This window comes from Mesorhizobium sp. WSM4841 (assembly GCF_055811515.1).
Genome location: NZ_JBVVQC010000006.1, coordinates 148,630 through 163,391, shown reverse-complemented (window position 1 = coordinate 163,391; position 14,762 = coordinate 148,630). Strand labels below are relative to the sequence as shown.

General features: G+C 60.8%; 16 protein-coding genes and 1 pseudogene. 6 read left to right on the top strand and 11 right to left on the bottom strand.

Annotated features, from left to right (window positions below):
• Positions 1 to 16 precede the first annotated feature (16 nt).
• A complete protein-coding gene (locus tag AC0L14_RS09720; RefSeq protein ID WP_473529980.1) occupies positions 17 to 1,015 on the bottom strand; it encodes an ATP-dependent DNA ligase in 999 nt (332 codons plus the stop codon).
• A gap of 65 nt (positions 1,016 to 1,080) precedes the next feature.
• Complete coding sequence (ku, locus tag AC0L14_RS09715; protein WP_473489117.1) at positions 1,081 to 1,884, bottom strand: non-homologous end joining protein Ku; 804 nt, start codon at positions 1,882 to 1,884, stop codon at positions 1,081 to 1,083.
• Positions 1,885 to 2,074: 190 nt separating this feature from the next.
• On the opposite strand from ku, the gene AC0L14_RS09710 reads away from it, so the two are divergent.
• From AC0L14_RS09710 to AC0L14_RS09700, 3 genes are all read left to right on the top strand, one after another.
• The gene (locus tag AC0L14_RS09710; RefSeq protein ID WP_473749302.1) at positions 2,075 to 3,175 is read left to right on the top strand and encodes a branched-chain amino acid ABC transporter substrate-binding protein; all 1,101 of its coding nucleotides are present in this window, start codon (positions 2,075 to 2,077) and stop codon (positions 3,173 to 3,175) included.
• Positions 3,176 to 3,351: 176 nt separating this feature from the next.
• A complete protein-coding gene (locus AC0L14_RS09705) occupies positions 3,352 to 4,074 on the top strand; it encodes a phosphoribosyltransferase (RefSeq protein ID WP_473749301.1) in 723 nt (240 codons plus the stop codon).
• A gap of 29 nt (positions 4,075 to 4,103) precedes the next feature.
• Positions 4,104 to 4,943, top strand: coding sequence for a hypothetical protein (locus tag AC0L14_RS09700; protein WP_473749299.1), 840 nt, complete (start codon positions 4,104 to 4,106; stop codon positions 4,941 to 4,943).
• Positions 4,944 to 4,947: 4 nt separating this feature from the next.
• Here AC0L14_RS09700 and AC0L14_RS09695 read toward each other — a convergent pair whose 3' ends face one another.
• Positions 4,948 to 5,163: a hypothetical protein gene (locus tag AC0L14_RS09695; RefSeq protein ID WP_123149535.1), complete on the bottom strand. Its 216-nt coding sequence runs from the start codon at positions 5,161 to 5,163 to the stop codon at positions 4,948 to 4,950.
• Between the two features lie 16 nt (positions 5,164 to 5,179).
• Positions 5,180 to 5,425 carry a hypothetical protein gene (locus AC0L14_RS09690; protein WP_123149534.1) on the bottom strand — a complete coding sequence of 82 codons (246 nt, stop codon included), beginning with the start codon at positions 5,423 to 5,425 and terminating at the stop codon, positions 5,180 to 5,182.
• Between the two features lie 759 nt (positions 5,426 to 6,184).
• Between AC0L14_RS09690 and AC0L14_RS09685 the strand changes: the two are divergent.
• A pseudogene (locus AC0L14_RS09685) lies at positions 6,185 to 7,278 on the top strand (thiamine pyrophosphate-dependent enzyme); the annotation flags it as partial.
• A 20-nt stretch (positions 7,279 to 7,298) separates the two neighbouring features.
• Here the strand turns inward: AC0L14_RS09685 and AC0L14_RS09680 are convergent.
• The 3 genes from AC0L14_RS09680 to AC0L14_RS09670 form a co-directional block, all read right to left on the bottom strand.
• Entirely contained in the window at positions 7,299 to 7,613 is a 315-nt protein-coding gene (locus AC0L14_RS09680) for a hypothetical protein (RefSeq protein WP_473637418.1), read from the bottom strand.
• Positions 7,614 to 7,794: 181 nt separating this feature from the next.
• Complete coding sequence (locus AC0L14_RS09675; protein WP_473489125.1) at positions 7,795 to 8,043, bottom strand: hypothetical protein; 249 nt, start codon at positions 8,041 to 8,043, stop codon at positions 7,795 to 7,797.
• Positions 8,044 to 8,185: 142 nt separating this feature from the next.
• Positions 8,186 to 9,019 (bottom strand): SIR2 family NAD-dependent protein deacylase, encoded by an 834-nt coding sequence (locus AC0L14_RS09670; RefSeq protein ID WP_473489126.1) that lies wholly within the window; start codon positions 9,017 to 9,019, stop codon positions 8,186 to 8,188.
• A gap of 168 nt (positions 9,020 to 9,187) precedes the next feature.
• On the opposite strand from AC0L14_RS09670, the gene AC0L14_RS09665 reads away from it, so the two are divergent.
• Positions 9,188 to 9,511: a hypothetical protein gene (locus AC0L14_RS09665; RefSeq protein WP_473749374.1), complete on the top strand. Its 324-nt coding sequence runs from the start codon at positions 9,188 to 9,190 to the stop codon at positions 9,509 to 9,511.
• 296 nt (positions 9,512 to 9,807) lie between these two features.
• On the opposite strand, the gene AC0L14_RS09660 is transcribed toward AC0L14_RS09665, so the two are convergent.
• The 3 genes from AC0L14_RS09660 to AC0L14_RS09650 form a co-directional block, all read right to left on the bottom strand.
• Complete coding sequence (locus AC0L14_RS09660) at positions 9,808 to 10,449, bottom strand: peroxiredoxin-like family protein (RefSeq protein ID WP_473489123.1); 642 nt, start codon at positions 10,447 to 10,449, stop codon at positions 9,808 to 9,810.
• A gap of 606 nt (positions 10,450 to 11,055) precedes the next feature.
• The gene (locus tag AC0L14_RS09655) at positions 11,056 to 11,517 is read right to left on the bottom strand and encodes a GFA family protein (RefSeq protein ID WP_473749298.1); all 462 of its coding nucleotides are present in this window, start codon (positions 11,515 to 11,517) and stop codon (positions 11,056 to 11,058) included.
• Between the two features lie 41 nt (positions 11,518 to 11,558).
• Positions 11,559 to 12,986, bottom strand: coding sequence for a coniferyl aldehyde dehydrogenase (locus tag AC0L14_RS09650; RefSeq protein ID WP_473749297.1), 1,428 nt, complete (start codon positions 12,984 to 12,986; stop codon positions 11,559 to 11,561).
• Positions 12,987 to 13,083: 97 nt separating this feature from the next.
• Between AC0L14_RS09650 and AC0L14_RS09645 the strand changes: the two genes are divergently transcribed.
• Positions 13,084 to 13,695, top strand: a complete 612-nt coding sequence (locus tag AC0L14_RS09645; RefSeq protein WP_473490066.1) for a TetR/AcrR family transcriptional regulator — start codon at positions 13,084 to 13,086, stop codon at positions 13,693 to 13,695.
• Between the two features lie 73 nt (positions 13,696 to 13,768).
• Here AC0L14_RS09645 and AC0L14_RS09640 read toward each other — a convergent pair whose 3' ends face one another.
• Positions 13,769 to 14,704, bottom strand: a complete 936-nt coding sequence (locus AC0L14_RS09640) for an NAD(P)/FAD-dependent oxidoreductase (RefSeq protein ID WP_473749296.1) — start codon at positions 14,702 to 14,704, stop codon at positions 13,769 to 13,771.
• Between the last annotated feature and the right edge of the window lie 58 nt (positions 14,705 to 14,762).

The following is a 14,762-nucleotide window of genomic DNA, read 5'->3' as shown; positions in this document are numbered from 1 at the left end:
GCATGCATCGGAATAATCAGGCGATCTGCTCAAACGTGCATTGTTCCGGAGCCTTGTCGGGCCGCCAGCGCATGAACTTGGTGCCATGCCGGAAACGGTCGCCGGTGACGTGATCGAAGCGTACTTCTACCACCAATTCGGGCCGGACCGGCTCCCAGTCGCCGCTGCGCTCGGTGCTCCAGCGGCTCGGCCCGCCCGGTGCCTTCCCGGTAAAGCCCGGCGGTTCGCGCATGGCTTCGAGTTTGCGGGTAAGTTCGGCCCTGTCGTCCTTGGCAATGGTCGAGGTGAAGCCGACGTGATCGAGCTTGCCGGCCTCGTTGTACAATCCCAGCAGCAATGAACCGACCTGCGGGCTGCTGCTGAGATAGCGAAAGCCGCCGACCACACAATCGGCCGACCGCAGCCGCTTTACCTTCACCATAGCGCGCACGCCCGGCTGGTATGGATCGTCCAGCCGCTTGGCGACCACGCCGTCCGTCTCGCCATGTCCGGCATCCCCTAACCAGGAGCGTGCTTCCTTCACATCGCGCGTGCAGTGCGAGAGAACAATGTTCTTGCGCTCTGCCGAAGCAACGAAAGTCTCAAGGATCGCTCGCCGTTCTTCCAGTGTCCGGGCCGACAGAACGGTTCCGTGCTCGTCGCAGAGCATGTCGAACAGGACGATGTGCGCCGGGGTTTCCGCGGACAGCTTGCGGATCCTGCTCTCGGCCGGATGAAGCCGCATCTGGAGCGCGTCGAACGACGGCTTGCCGTCGACCGAGATGACGATTTCACCGTCGACGACAAAACGGGCCGACGGCAGTTCCTTCAATGTCGCGACGAGTTCGGGAAAATACCGTCCGAGCGGCTTGCCCGACTTTGCGCGCAACTCCACCGCGTCATCCTGCCGGAATGCCAGGCAGCGAAAACCATCCCATTTGCGCTCGTATTGCCATCCATCTCCTTCGGGAATCGCATCAGCCGCCTTGGCTTCCATCGGCGGCGTATCGAGTGGCAGGGGGAAATCGCGGGTCATCGGCGGGTGCTGCCGAAAGCAGGATCGCGGGGAATGACCTTCATTGTACTGCCTTAGTCCCCCACCTATTTCCGCTTTCCGGCCTCCGAGCCGATACTCTTGCGCAGCGCATCCATGATGTTGATCACGTTGCTGGGCGGTTGCTCGGCCTTGGCCTTTGCCTTGGTCGGACCCTTCTTGCCCTTCTTCTTCGAGGCAATGATCTCCAGCAGCCGCGCCTGGACGGGATCTCCGGTCATGGCGGGATCCCACTGCCTGGTTCGCTCATCGATCAGGGTCGAGACCATATCCATCAGTTTCGGGTCGGGTTTGACGTCTTCGATGTTGCCGAAATAATCCTCGGGATCGCGAACCTCGTCGCCATAGCGCAGTGTCCACAGCACGATGCCCTTGCCTCGTGGTTCAAGCATGACGGCGCGCTCGCGGCGATACATGACCAGGCGCGACATTCCGACTGTCCCCGTCGACTGCATGGCGTCGCGAATGACCGAGAATGCCTCCTCCCCGACCGGATCGTCAGGGGTGAGGTAATGGGGCTTGTCGTACCAGATCCAGCCGATGCTGTCGGCATCGACAAACATGTCGATGTCGATGGTACGCGTGCTCTCCAGCGCAACTGCGTCGATCTCATCGTCCTCGAGCAAGACGTATTCGTCCTCGCCGCGCTGATACCCCTTCACCTCGTCGTCTTCAGCAACGGGCTTGCCGCTGACGGCATCGACATATTGGCTGACGACCCGATGCCCGCTCTTGCGATTGAGCGTGTGGAACCGGACCTTTTCGCTCTCGGTGGTAGCGGGTGTCATTGCGACCGGACAGGTCACCAGCGAAAGCTTCAGATAGCCTTTCCAGAAAGGACGTGGCGCCATCGAGGATCCCCGACAGGAGTAAAACAATCGAACGCACCAAGGTGATCGATTGTTCCAGCAGCATTTTTCTCGCGCGCCGCCCAAGGCCCGCAGCCAAGAATCCATCATTTTTCCGGTTCGAGACGGAACCGATCAGCGCAAGCGCAGTTCGAGACAAACAAACAGCCCGGCGGTAGCAAGGACCATTTCAATGTTGGAAGCGATCCGGATCGCAGTCGGCGCTCCATTGTCGGGAAATGCGGCAGCGCTTGGCGCCGAGATGAAGCAGGCGATCGAACTCGCGGTCGAGGAGCAGAACGCCGACGGTGGCATTGCAGGCTTTCCCGTCATGGTTGAGGGTGCGGACGATCGGGGAAAGGTCGAGACCGGACGTCAGGTCGCCGACGATTTTTGCAGCCGGCCGGATCTGCTTGGCGTCGTTGGCCACTACAATAGTAATGTCACCATCGCCGCGGCGGAGATCTATGCCGCCCACGACGTCCCGATGATCACGCCGATCGCTTCCGACACGGCGCTCACCGAGCGCTCTCTGCGGAATGTCTTTCGCTTCACCAACCGCGACGACCAGACCGGGGCAGCCATTGCCCGTCATCTCCACGACGCCATGGGCAAGCGCCGCGCCGTCCTGGTCGAAACCGAAACCATGTACGGCCACAGCATGGGCATCGCATTCTCGCGGGCATTTCTGTCGCTTGGGGGACGTATCGCGGAGCGGCGCACAGTTCGCGAAGGGAGCCGCGATTTTGACCCCCTGGTCGCGTCTCTGCGGGCAGATTTCGATCTGATGTTCTACGGCGGCAGCTTCGAGGGTGCTTTCATCCTGCGCGCGATGCGCCGTGCAGGTCTCGGCCAGCTTTTCGCCGGCGGCGACGGCTGTTGGGACGCGGTGAATTTCCTTGAGCCTGCAGGAGAAACCGCAACATTGGGCGAAGGCGTTCTTGTGCTGTCCGCCACGCCCGAAGTGGGTAGGGTCGCTGGTTCAAGCGATTTCGCCGCGCGCTATGCGGCGCTATTTGGACCGATCGGCAACTATGCCGTGAACTCCTACGATTCAGCCCGTGTGCTAATCGCCGCAATCAAAAGCGCGATCGCTGAATCCAAGGGAATTCCGAGCCGGCGCGACGTTCTGACTGCGATGCGGAAGCTCCGCTTCAAAGGCATTGCCTATAGCGATCCCGTGCAGTGGGACGAAAAAGGCGACAATCTGGCCGCCGTCACGGCGCTCCATGTGGTGGAAAATGGCCGATTTCGACAGGTTGCGGAAATCCCGCAGATGCAAAGGGTCGGATAGCTGTGGCCTCACGAGGGCCGCGGCAATTTTTACCAGGGTGAGATGAAACAATTGCCTCCGATCGCCGTTTCGTCAGCAAGACGAATTGGCGAGGAGGCGATGATGGGTGCAGCCGGCCTGGAGGTTTTCGACAAGACGCTGCAGACCGCGAACATCTAGGCACGAGCTACGCACCGATGCCAGGTCCCGCCCTTGCAAAGGTGAAGACAATGTTTTTTGACGCGCCGAGATTCAGGGATCGAACGGATGCGGGACGCCAGGTTGCCGCCGCTTTGACCGGGTTCGCGGCAAGCGATCCGCTGGTGCTGGCGTTGCCGCGTGGCGGAGTGCCGGTTGGCTTCGAAGTGGCGAAGGCACTCCGTGCCCGGCTCGACGTTCTGCTTGTGCGCAAGATCGGCGCGCCGGGCCATTCCGAATATGGCATCGGCGCTGTCGTCGACGGGGAAAATCCGCAGCTCGTCCTCAACGAGGAGGCGATGGCTTTGGTCCAGCCGTCAGACGAGTACGTCGAAGCAGAAAAACGGCGGCAACTGCTCGAAATCGAGCGCCGCAGAAACCTCTATTTCGGCAGCAGGCCTGCGGCTTCGGTCCTGGGCCGGACCGTCATCGTTGTCGATGACGGCATAGCGACCGGAGGCACGGTCAGAGTGGCGCTCAAGGCGCTAAGAAAGGATCGGGCCGCGCATGTTGTCTTGGCCGTTCCGGTAGCCCCCCAGGACACGCTGGACCTGATCAGAGCCGATGTGGACGAAGTGGTCTGTCTCGCCACGCCCGAGCCGTTTGTTGCGGTGGGCCGGTATTATAAGAATTTCGCGCAGACCACGGACGCGGAGGTGGTCCAGTTGCTGCAGCAGGCAGAGCAGTTTGAGAGCAAATCATCGATGCGATCCGCCGGTTAGCTCGTCGCCGACAGCCGAAGGAGTACGCCATGGCTAGCAAGGACCGAAAACAGATTGAGATCGTCGAGCGCGGCGATATTTTCTTTCTCTACCGGCCCAGGGTGGGCGAAACCGATCCAGAAAGTCTTTCCGACGTGCAGCGCTTCTTCGTCGTGCTGCGGCCGGAGCACGCGACGAAGGTGCGGCTTCTCGTCGTCGGGCGCAAGCGGCTGCCCGACGCGCATGAGCACGAGCGTCACTGGGGTTTCGTCGGCGCGATCGCGAGTTCTGCCGCCGCGCTGGAGAAGGACCTTCGCGAAGAAATCTATGATACCAAGACGCGCGGCCGGCAGCGTCTGCCTGCAGCACGCCCGGCGGGCGAAGGCCGTTATCTTGTCGCGCTGCTCAATGGACAATTGCATCTCAGCTACGCGCTCGAGCTTCCAGAGCGGCCATCCGAGGTACAACGCGCCTTCAACATCGCACCGCAGGCAAGCTTCGCGCTTTCGGTGAAGAATCCCGAAAAGCCCAGCCCTCCCGGCCTTGGATTGGGACAAGCCCAGGAGCCGGATTATCCAGACAGGCTTCAGCAGGAATTCCGCGGCCGCAGATTCGCTCGCGAGGACATAAAGCTGCTTGATGTGCAGGGCGCTGAATTCATCCTTGTCGGCGCGCGAACCGATCCGGAAAAGGCCTATAATGTCGACCTCGATGTCGAGAAGGAGGATGAGCGCCATTCAGAGATGCTGCGCGAACTCAAAATGGCCAAGTCGCGCCATCCGATAGAACCGCTTTTCAGTGGCGAATGGCCTGAGCCGTACCGCCCTCCCCTTGAGCTTGCAGCCAACCTGAAAAGAGGGCCGCACGACCGCGCCCTCAGCGGCGGGTGAGCCGTCAGTCCCGCAAACGATTGGCAGCGTGATCCTGGCGCTGCTCAGTTGCGACCTGCTTGGAATCCAGACCGCGTTCCTTCGTATGCTGGGCCTTATCGCGGTTGGACAGGACTTGGTTTTCTTCGAGCTTGTCCTTTGGGGTCGTGCTCATGGCGCCTGTACCGGAACCCTTCCCCCGTGAACCCGCTCCGATGTGCTTCTTGCTACCTTTTGCCATAGGCTTGCTCCAATTCTTAATCGTCGGGACGTTTCTTGTGATGAACGCTCTCCTGATTTTCTCCGCGAAGGATGTTGCGGTCGTCAGGGTCGACAAGGTCGGGAGTCTTGGACCTGATTTCCGATCCTTTGCGCAGCGCTTCACGTTCCGCAGCCGATCTCTTCAGGTCCGCCTCTGCGTCGAAATCCTTGCCGGCGTTCTTGGTGTTCTCCCGCTTTTCAATGATGCGCATTTGCTGCTCATGGGTCCTGCGTCCAGTCATTGTTTCCTCCAAAGTGTCTTGCATTCGATTTGGTGCCCAGATCGCTGGCGGCAATCGTCGACTTCCCAGTGATTGCAGGGCCCACGGTCCTTTGCCGAAGCGGACCAATCGTGGGCCGCCACGATCTGAGCCTGTCCTTATGGCGTTAATGGCAGGGCGGCGGGATCGTTCCGAAGCGGCAGTCCAATAAAACTGTCCATCGCTCATCTAGGGAGACGAATTGGCCGTGCTCATCCGCATCTTTCTCCTCCTCGCGATACAAGCGCTCTGTCGCCCGCTCGCTCTCCCTGCGTTCTGCGGGACCACGACGGCGTCGCGTGAGGAGTGCGTAGGCGATCAGGATTGCCAGTATCAGGGGACCGCCTGCAACGGCGAGCAACACATGCTGTTCTCAAACATGGACCATCTCCTTTCCCTCACAACCGAGAAGGCGCAAAAACCGTTCCTGGGTTCTGCCGCCAATCGCCAATGTCTGCGATCTGGCTGCCGACCCACCAAGCCTTCGTCATTCCCAGGGCGGAGCGAATGCGAAGCGGAGCACAGACCCTGGGATGGCGAAGGGAGGGTGTAGTTGCAAGCCCGCGAGCCCTGGCCTGAACCTCCAAACGCGGCCTCTTGCGGCGTTTTGCCAAGCAGAGGCCGAGCCCCGCCTCTCAGGCGACGCTGCCCGGGTCGCAACGGCTGCCGTTCCGATGAATCTCCGTCGTTCGGCGACTGATCGCCGATGTCCACGTCTGACGCCCCACGCCGCAGCGAGAGCTGCATGCCCAGGCCGAACTCGAGAGGACGGCGGACCTTCTCGCCGCACCCGTTGCCAAGGCTTTGCTCCGCAAAGCCGTCCTGCCGGACGATCACCCGCACGTCATGGGCGGAATAGGAATATTGGGCTCGCTGACCTCGCAGGAGATCATGGAGGAATGCGAGGCACTGCTGATCGTCGGCTCGACCTTCCCCTACATCGAATACTACCCCAAGCCGGGCAAGGCGCGCGGCGTGCAGATCGACCGCAATGCGCAGCGCATCGGCCTGCGCCGTCCTGTCGAGGCCGGCCTCGTCGGCGATTCGGCCATCACGCTGCAATTGCTCAATGAAAGGCTGAAGCCAAAGCAGGACAGATCCTTTCTCGAAGATGCGCAACAGAGCCTACAGCGCTGGCGCAGGATGATGGCCGAGACGGAAAGCCGGGACGACGTGCCGCTCAAGCCGCAACGCGTCGTCAAGGCGTTCGGCGACCGAATGCCGGCCAATGCGATCCTGGCTAGCGATTCCGGTCAGAACACTGAACTTGCCGCCCGTCATATCGATATCAAGGCAGGGCAGGATTTCGCCGTCTCCGGCTCGCTGGCATCGATGGCCTGCGGGCTGCCCTATGCGATTGCCGGCGGGATCGCCTTTCCGGGCGGCCGGTTTTGGCGGTTGTGGGCGATGGCGGGCTGGCAATGCAGCTTGGCGAATTTTCGACGGCCGTGCGTTACAAGATTCCGCTCAAGCTTCTGGTGATCAAGAACAACATGCTCAACCAGATCGCCTGGGAGCAGATGATGTTCCTCGGCAACCCGCAATTTGCCTGCGAACTCCAGCCGATCGATTTCGCTTTGGCCGCTGAAGCTATGGGAGGCATCGGCTACAGCGTCACCCGGCCTGAGGACGTCGACGGGGTCCTTGATGCCGCTTTTGCCGCGGAAGGTCCGGTGATCATAGAGGCGGTCGTCGACGCATATGAACCTATGCTGCCGCCGCGCATGCCGGACGAATATCGCAAGAACATGCGAACAGCGCTGCGGGAAACGCCAGGCCGTAAGGAGATCGAAGCAAACCTCGCTCGGGAGCCGCTGAAGACGATGATTGGCTGACTGCAGGTTCCCCTGGCCGGTCAGTCCTTGACGTAGGCGCCTGGCTGGCGACCGCTCTTCGGAGTTTTGGCATCCTTGGAACGCTCGGCGATCGACGGACCGGCGCCGGACGTCTTTTCGGTCGCGGCACTAGGCGTGGACTGCCGGGGCGGGTTCTGCCCTTCGGACTGACGGGTCTTGTCCTCCGCCTCGTCCTTCGACCGTGTCAGGCCCATCCCGCCGGCAGGCTTCTTGTTGCCGGCCGCCTCTTGGGAAAATTGATCCGACGCGTCCGCATCTTTCTTGGCAGGGTACTTGGTCGCGCCATGTTCGTAACGGGTCTCATTTTCAGTCACGGCGTTTCTCCGATTGCCTCCTGCATTGCGGTTAAACAGTCTTGTGACGGTCCCGGTTCCAACTGTGCTAGAGCGGCGGACGGCCGCCATGTGCCACGCATGCAGCGCCGTGCCGTCAAACGGGCACGGTGCCGCTGGCGCGGCTGCCGATATTCGGCGACGCTCAGGCGTCCTCCGTCAGTCAGGCCTCTTGCCATGGCGTGCGAATGATATCGGCGCCCGGCTGCTCGTCGAACAGGACCGCGCAGCCGCGCTCCAGCGCCACCGGCGACAGTGCGTTGGCCACGATTTCGTCCGGCGAGATGAAATCCCCGGTCAGCACCCGCAACTCTTCCACGGCTTTGGCCATCGACACCAATCGCCCTACGGCGCGGTCGGTCGTGCAGGCGTCGATGACGGAAACGAGATCGATCATTTCGAAGTGACCCATCATAGGCCTCCGCAAACAGCGTCCCTTTCCGGCTATGAACGTCGCAGCTATCGACAATGTTCCCGGCCTGGCCGAACAGAGCGAGTTTTCCGAACCTGCCGGCCAACCATTCGGTTTCAAGCACGGCGCATCACATCGCTTTTCAGGATTGCCCACCGGTGTTGTCTATCGCGTCCTTGAGCTTGCTCAGGAATGCCACCAGAGCATCCTCCGGCCGATCGGCCTCCTCGGTCAGCATGTCGATGCCCCAGCGTCCGAGGACCGCTTCCTGGACGACGCTCGGTTGCGGCATGAAGACGAACGATTTCGGACGATTCTTCTCATAACCGGACCGCCGCCAGGTTTCCCAAAGCCGATACAGCAACAGACGGATGTTCATGTCGGACATGCTGTAGCCGATAAACAGGATGGTGCGCCCCAGTGCGTCGGCACGAAACTTCACGTCCAATGGCGACTCGAACGAGAGCCGCTCGAAATAGTCGGACTCCGCCAGAACCAGCGATGCGTCGTCGTCGAAATCGCCGTGGTATTTGATGATCTGAGTTACCTCGTCGCTCGCCTTGGCTATGTCTTTCGCATTGGCCACTTTTACGAACGGACGGTCGTGGATTTCGAACGCAACCTCAAGGTTCCGATCGTAGTTGGTGGTGTAGATGATCGGGAAATCGAGTGACACGATCAGCTCGTGGATCGCCGATCCCTTCACTTTTTCCCGCGAGACGCTCCATTCGCGATCCATCCAGCTGCGCAGGGGGCCGATACTCCCATGCTTCAGCCGGTAATATTCGGCAAGAGCCTGGTAGCTGGGTTCAGGCATATCCACCATGTCGCGGTCGAGGCCGAGTTCATCCTCCATATGCTCGATGAGCTTCTCCCAGGACGGCAGGCCGACGCTCATCGACACCCCCGCTCCAACGAACAAGATCGCTCGTCGCTCTTTCACCGATTGAGCCAGTCGCTCGAGTGCAGACGGCATAGCCAACTCACCAGGCAATGATCCAACACAACTGCGAGAGGCGTCCTCTGTTCCGGAGCGACCCGGAACACCGCCAAGTCTGGCCATAAAATCGGGGGGTGTTCAGTAAATGCGGCGCAGGCTGGAACCGCTGAGGCAGATCGAAGTTTGGCTGTCAGGGAGACTATGATGGCCACACAACGAGATCAGACGCCCGCCAAAAAGAGAGGCGATATTCAGGCCGGGGCGACGCAGGATAAAACCCCGGGGTTCGACCCTGCCGCTGCACCCGGAGAGACCGACGCCGAAGCGGCAGATGTGCCAAACCCTGCCGCCGAGGCTCGTCCACGGCGACAGCCAGAGTTCACCAATGAAGCAAGCTTCGCCAATGCGATGCGGCCGGTGGAAAGCAAGTCTGGTCTTCAGCCTGGCAAAAACTGGCCGGTGCTGGTGATTGCCGCAGTCGTTCTCATAGCGGCCGCGGTCTTCGTAATGGCGGCCATGCTGCGCTAGTGGTCAAAATCTGACACTTGGTACCGGAGCCGTAGGACCGCTCAGGGTGGAAACTTGCCGTATGCGCGCCTGTCGGAACGACGTGATTGCGGCAAGGAGCGGACGTCGCCCCGCCTATGCGGCTTGCTCACTCTAGCGTCGGGGCGGTCCGCAGACCGTTGAATCGAAATCGCTACGAAGCCCACGGGCAGACCTTAGCCTCCTGCGCTGAGCATTTCGATGATTGTTAAATCCAAAGAATCACCACAGGACGGTGGCCGTCGAGCGAGTTTTCAGCAGCCCATTTCCGCAGCCTATTAATGTGCAACTTGGGAAGCTGCCGACATCAATTCCTCGGGATTCAGCGCTCTGAAGGTGTTGAGGCCATCCTCCAGAACTTCAGTGGAGGTCCAGCGAACGACACCGTCGCGGTCGAGCAGGAACTGGCCGACGGGCTGCCCCATGCCGGTGGCCATCATCTGTTGATCCGCTTCCGTAATCTCATATCCTTCCTTCTTATTAAGAAACTCGTCCATTGCCATGACGTCCATAGGCTTGGGCAACTCGCCCGGGAGATGGATCCGTATCGCCATGACCGTGTCCATCCCGACCTCGCGCAAGCCGAAAGCACGGTGCGAGGCCCGCTCCGGGTCGGATGCGGCGAGAAGATCGGGTGACGGGTGGTAACGGAAATAGAGCCGCGCCCGCTCGACCGGCGTATTGACCACCGCCAGGCATTCGACGCCTTTATCACGCAGGGCCGGCTTGAGTTGCGCCATCGCCGCGACATGGCGCCGGCAGAACGGACAGTGCAGGCCTCGGAACAAACCGATCAACAACGGGCTACGGCCTCGAAAATCATCGAGCGCGATCTTGCCTTCGCGTGAGATCGCATCGAGCACAACATTCGGTGCCCGGTCGCCCGGCTGCAGCGGGCGGTCAACACTACTCGTGGACATGGACAACCTCCTCGCCCCGGGTCAGTCAGGGAAAGCAGCACACCCAGCGTTTCGGAGGCGATCAAGTGCTGGGGCGAAAGCTTCCTGTGCCAAGGCAATAGCTTTCGACCTCTGCCATATTGCCGAGGTCGAGATTACGCACGTTGCAAGCCCATCATAACACGAAAAAGCATCTGCGGGTGCCGCCGAATGTGGTGAATTACCCTACGCGAGCGCACTCCCGAATGCTCTTGCGCTGAAGGTCAGGTTCCCGACCTCGATTTGGAGGTTCAAGTCTGCAACGCCCAAGGTCGTCAACGGGTCGGAACCGGTAATCCGCATCGGGTACCAAGCGTCAGGTTTCTACCACTAGCGAGTAGGTTTCCAGAGCTTATTGAACATGAAACGGGCACAGATATACGTGAGCCATCCCCCGTGAACTTTCGTAAGGATCTGGCCGGATCCCCGAGCTGCCATGTCACGCCCGAAAGCATAGCTCAGTTCGGTGAGCGCCGTGATGAACCTAGCCGATCTTGCCGAAGAACCAGCCGATGATGCCGCAGGGTAGATGCCGAACAGCGCCGAGACCATCACGTGGATGGCACCCAAATGGATCGACTCGCCATTTCACAAACCACTCATGATCAGTTTCCCGACCGCCAACTCGCTCGGCAAATAGCCGCTGTATTTGGGCAAGCTATCGGGCATGTCCCGCACACGACGGTGATAAAATATATCCATGCGAACCTGCGGCAGACGGGCCTCGGGCTCGAAATTGCTGGCCGGGATGAACATCACCTCGAATGGCCCGACGCCCGCAACCTCCACAACGGGCTTGCCGCAGGTCCGGCAGACCCCGCGATTGAAGTTCGGCGGCGGACGGTATTTCCTGAATGAGATATTGCCGGCGTTTTTCAGCACGACATCCTTGGCGCGAACGGCGACCACATCCGCGAACGGTTTGCTATTGAACGCCTGACAGATCAGGCAGTGGCACCGGAACCTGGCTTTCGGGGAGGTATGCACCTCGAACGAGCAGGCGCCGCATTCGCAGGAACCGCGTAGCGGCAACGATGTGTGGGTGGTCATGTGCTGATGCTCCCGAGCTTGATTTGATGTCGGCATGCTGGTCACCGGAGCATCATGTTGAGGATGGTATCGATCGGCTGTCTGAAGGGCGCGCGCAGAAGGTTGGAGAGGTTCCAACGGTCCTGCTCATAGATCCCCTTGGCATGGCTGAGGGTACGGAAGCCGTCGATGCCATGGTACGCCCCCATGCCGCTGGGACCGACACCGCCGAAAGGCAAGTCATCCTGGGCGATGTGCATGATCGTGCCGTTGATGGTGACGTTGCCGGAGGTCGTTCGGCTCAGCACCTTGCGCCGGTCTTCATCATCGGCGCCGAAGTAGTAGAGCGCGAGTGGCCGAGGCCGGGCGTTCACGTAGGCGATCGCTTCTTCGATGTCGCGGTAGGGAAAAATCGGTAGGACCGGGCCGAAGATTTCCTCATGAGCGATGCGCATGTCGTCGGTGGCGCCGAGGACGACGGTTGGCGCCAGCGTGTTGAGGCGACGGGATGCATCGCTGGGCCGGTTGCCGACCTCGATGATCCGCGCTCCTTTGGAGCGGGCGTCGTCGATCAGACTCTGAAGCCGGGCATGGTGCCGCTCGTTTATGATCGAGGTGTAATGCTCACTCGTCGGACCGTCAGGATAGAAGGACGTCACCTTCCGGTCATATGCCTTGACGAATGCGTCAACCTCGCTTTCGTGGACGAGTGCATAGTCCGGGGCGATGCAGGTTTGTCCGGCGCTGAGCAGCTTTCCGTAGGCAATTGACGCGGCCGCCTGGTCGAGGGCGTTGCCCTTGGCGACGATGCTGGGCGACTTGCCCCCGAGTTCGAGGGTAACCGGAACGAGGTTGTCGCTTGCGGCCTTCATCACCGATCGCCCTACTGCGGTGCTCCCGGTGAAGACCAGGTGGTCGAACGGCAAGGCCGTGAAGGCCGCCCCCACGGCCGCATCGCCAGTGACGATCGCGAACTGATCTTCGGCGAAAATCTCGCCGAACACTTTTGCGAGCAGCGCATTGGTGACGGGCGTGAACTCCGAGGGTTTCAGCATCACCCGGTTTCCAGCGGCGATGGCCGTGACGACCGGCATCAGCGCGAGGTTCACCGGATAGTTCCACGGCGACATCACGCCGACGACGCCAAGCGGCTGATATTCGATGCGAGCGTTGCCCATTCGCATATGCAGGGCGACGTGGCGGCGGGTCGGCGCCATGAATTTGCGAAGGTTTCGGATCAGATACTTCGTGCCCTCGGCGACCCCTCCGACCTCCATGATCGCCGTCTCATATCTCGAGCGATGCCCGAAATCGGCATTGATGGCATCTTCAATCGCTTTGCGGTGCCCGATAATCGTGGCCCTGAACTTGGCGAGATCAGCGCGTCGCTGCGCCAGCGAAGGCGCTCCGTCATGCAGGAAGGCAGCACGCTGGCCGGCGAGGAGACTGCCCAGCCGATCAGCGTCGGTGATTTTTGCGATTGCGTTCATGGTCCACTCCGATGTAGACAGGAGAAACTTACGCCCTTGACATAGGCCCTTAAGTAGCCACTGTCAACAATGTATTCACAAGAAACTTTGAGGTACCATGCAGGACGCACCCAACCGCCCCTATCATCACGGTGATCTCCGTCGTGCGGTTATCGAGACGGCGTTGGATATGCTTCGGGAGGAGAAGGGCTGGCAGTTCACGCTGCGGGAGGTCGCCCGCCGGGCAGGCGTAAGCCACGCGGCACCCTACAAGCACTTCCCCGATAAGGCCGCGCTGCTTGCGGAGATCGCTATGATTGGGTTCGACCGGCTGCGCGAGTCCCTATCGGCAGCGAAGTCTGAAGCGCCGAAATCTCTGCGCGACGAAATTACTCCGATAGCTCGTGCCTACGTCGCGTTCGGAACGGACAACCCGGCTCTGTACCGCCTGATGTTTAGCGCGGAGGAGGGAAAAGCGGTGGGAATGCATCTCAATGAGCGGGCGCTGGCGGTATTCGATGTTCTCCTCGAAATCCTCCGGCGCGGCCAGGCCGCGGGGAGCATTCGCAAGCGGCCGATAGAAGGTCAGGCGGCAGCCGCCTGGGGACTCGTCCACGGCATGACCATGCTTGCGATCGATGGGCTCTTGGTGCCCGAGAAGGTGGGATCGGCGCCCTTGGATGCGGCCTTGAGCACGCTGGTGGAAGGGCTGGGGAACCCAGCAACATGACACTAGCTGACGCCATCCCGTTCGCCCTATAATCCGCCTACCGTATATCTGTGCCCCTTTGTTGTTTAGGGCCTTATTCGTACCCGAAGGCAAAATCATTGTGCGCATCGGTCGCGGCGATCGCAGCCTGGCCGAAAGCGACTGCGATCTGGTTCAGGGTCCTGACCAGGTCGCCTATGGCATACACCCCATCGACCGAGGTCCGCTGATGCTTGTCGACGACGACATAGCCCTCGTCGCAGCATTCGATGCCCATTGCCAGCGCGAGTTCGGAACGCACCCGGCACCCCATCGCCGGATAGATGACGTCGAAATGGCGCTTCGCGCCGTCCTTGAGGACGGCCTGGTAGCCGCTGTCGGTGGGAACAAACTTTTTGAACGCGTCGCAAACAGCAATGTTCTCTTCCATGGCCACGCGCCGTGTGCTGGTGGAAAAATCGGGAAGATAGCGTGCGAGGATCGTGACGTGCTGCGTATACTGCTTGAGGAACAAGGCCTCTCGCAGTGCCTTCGCCTCATGGCCGATGACCGCGACCTGACGATCTATGACCTCGTAGCCGTCACAAACCGGGCAAAGGCGTACGCTGCCTCTGGCGATGGCCTCGCGCAGACGCGGGATTGCCGGCACGACGTCGACGATACCTGTTGCCAGGAATACCTTGCGGGCGACGATCCGCCCCGCGTTGGTCTCGGCGCCAAACCCGCCTACGGTCGGCTCGATCGATGACGCCTGATCCTGCACCAGTGTCGCTCCGTATTCGGCGGCCTGCGCACGAAGGCGCTGCAGAGGATCGGGGCCGCTGATCCCTTCGGGAAATCCCGGGCAGTTACGGCTTTGCGCAATCAGCATCGCGCGCGATTCACCCGCGTCGACCACGACGACCCGATGACGGAACCTGCCGAGATAGAGAGCGGCCGCCAGCCCCGCAGGTCCGCCGCCAACAATGAGAACATCCGCTTCAGTCGCGGATGAGGCTGAATGTCGGCGTTTGCGCACGGGTTGATCCATCCGCGCCGAACGCACTCGTGGGAAAGATGTTCCCGCGCTGAAATCGAAAGCCGCGACA

What these genes read in the sequence shown, in the direction of transcription:
- AC0L14_RS09675 (WP_473489125.1), bottom strand. Translation starts at nt 8,043, where the DNA reads ATGGGTCACTTCGAAATGATCGATCTCGTTTCCGTCATCGACGCCTGC.
- AC0L14_RS09665 (WP_473749374.1), top strand. Translation starts at nt 9,188, where the DNA reads ATGGCCACACAACGAGATCAGACGCCCGCCAAAAAGAGAGGCGATATT.
- AC0L14_RS09705 (WP_473749301.1), top strand. Translation starts at nt 3,352, where the DNA reads ATGCCAGGTCCCGCCCTTGCAAAGGTGAAGACAATGTTTTTTGACGCG.
- AC0L14_RS09655 (WP_473749298.1), bottom strand. Translation starts at nt 11,517, where the DNA reads ATGACCACCCACACATCGTTGCCGCTACGCGGTTCCTGCGAATGCGGC.
- AC0L14_RS09660 (WP_473489123.1), bottom strand. Translation starts at nt 10,449, where the DNA reads ATGTCCACGAGTAGTGTTGACCGCCCGCTGCAGCCGGGCGACCGGGCA.
- AC0L14_RS09640 (WP_473749296.1), bottom strand. Translation starts at nt 14,704, where the DNA reads ATGGATCAACCCGTGCGCAAACGCCGACATTCAGCCTCATCCGCGACT.
- AC0L14_RS09645 (WP_473490066.1), top strand. Translation starts at nt 13,084, where the DNA reads ATGCAGGACGCACCCAACCGCCCCTATCATCACGGTGATCTCCGTCGT.
- AC0L14_RS09690 (WP_123149534.1), bottom strand. Translation starts at nt 5,425, where the DNA reads ATGACTGGACGCAGGACCCATGAGCAGCAAATGCGCATCATTGAAAAG.
- AC0L14_RS09650 (WP_473749297.1), bottom strand. Translation starts at nt 12,986, where the DNA reads ATGAACGCAATCGCAAAAATCACCGACGCTGATCGGCTGGGCAGTCTC.
- AC0L14_RS09700 (WP_473749299.1), top strand. Translation starts at nt 4,104, where the DNA reads ATGGCTAGCAAGGACCGAAAACAGATTGAGATCGTCGAGCGCGGCGAT.
- AC0L14_RS09720 (WP_473529980.1), bottom strand. Translation starts at nt 1,015, where the DNA reads ATGACCCGCGATTTCCCCCTGCCACTCGATACGCCGCCGATGGAAGCC.
- AC0L14_RS09670 (WP_473489126.1), bottom strand. Translation starts at nt 9,019, where the DNA reads ATGCCGTCTGCACTCGAGCGACTGGCTCAATCGGTGAAAGAGCGACGA.
- AC0L14_RS09695 (WP_123149535.1), bottom strand. Translation starts at nt 5,163, where the DNA reads ATGGCAAAAGGTAGCAAGAAGCACATCGGAGCGGGTTCACGGGGGAAG.
- ku (WP_473489117.1), bottom strand. Translation starts at nt 1,884, where the DNA reads ATGGCGCCACGTCCTTTCTGGAAAGGCTATCTGAAGCTTTCGCTGGTG.
- AC0L14_RS09710 (WP_473749302.1), top strand. Translation starts at nt 2,075, where the DNA reads ATGTTGGAAGCGATCCGGATCGCAGTCGGCGCTCCATTGTCGGGAAAT.